We start from the raw sequence: 861 nt of genomic DNA on the forward strand, positions 1-861 counted from the left end.
CCGCCAGGGCGACGATCAACGGCAGCCGGGACTGGGTCAGGACCTCCATCGGAGCGTCTGGCGATACCGGGTTGTTGGCGGTGTCCACCGTGGATTTCGCTTGTGCGGCCGCGTCTTTGGCGGCGGCCGTGAGGTCGCCGTTGCTTTCGATTCGCTGCTGCACCTCGAGTGGCGGTGCCGGGGCCTTTGCCGGAGGCTCGGCGCTCTTGGCGGGCGCCTTCTTGGCCGGGGCTTTCTTGGCCGGGGCTTTCTTGGCCGGCGCCTTTTTCGCGGGAGCTTTCTTCGCGGGGGCTTTCTTGGCCGGGGCTTTCTTGGCCGCCTTGGCCGGGGGCGTCTTTTCCGGCGGCGGGGTGGAATCGCCGTCGGGCTCGCTATTGGGTTGATCCTGCGGGTCTGCCATGCGGCCGCTCCTCGAGCAATCTTCAGTAGTTCTCTAGCCCACGCGGGTTCTTCGAACCCATCATGCCAGCACGCACGCGGGCGCTTTTGCCGCCGGTCACGCTCGACGCCGCGCCGCCCACACGGCGCCTCCGGCGATGAGCGCCACCGCCACCACGATGAACGGCCAGACCGGAACCCCCGAGTCCCGGCCCCCGGCCGTGCCACCTGCGGCCGGTGGTCCCGGCGTGCCCGTGCCGGAGACCGTCAACCGAAACGACCAGGATCCGGAGACCACGTGGCCGTCCGCGGACGTGACCCGATAGTTCACCGTGTACGTGCCGGCCGGGCCCAGCGGCCGCAAGCCGATGCCGACGACCGCGCCGTGGACCGTCGGGTCGCCGGCGGACCACACATTGCCGTCGGGCCCGACGACGGTCATGGCCGCGAACGTGGTCTGCAGCTGTTCGTTGATGGTGTCGG

The 861-nt window shown here is 69.9% G+C and carries 1 protein-coding gene and 1 pseudogene; both read right to left on the bottom strand.

All coding sequences use genetic code 11. The features are described from left to right. Window positions 1–205: 205 nt before the first annotated feature. A pseudogene (locus tag A9X05_RS32295) lies at window positions 206–343 on the bottom strand (hypothetical protein); the annotation flags it as partial. Between the two features lie 153 nt (window positions 344–496). Continuing rightward, window positions 497–861: copper resistance CopC family protein (locus A9X05_RS19725; protein WP_067783570.1), on the bottom strand; the 365-nt coding region annotated here is incomplete at its 5' end.

Origin of the sequence: Mycobacterium sp. E3298 (genome assembly GCF_001666895.1) — a bacterium.
Lineage (GTDB): Bacteria > Actinomycetota > Actinomycetes > Mycobacteriales > Mycobacteriaceae > Mycobacterium.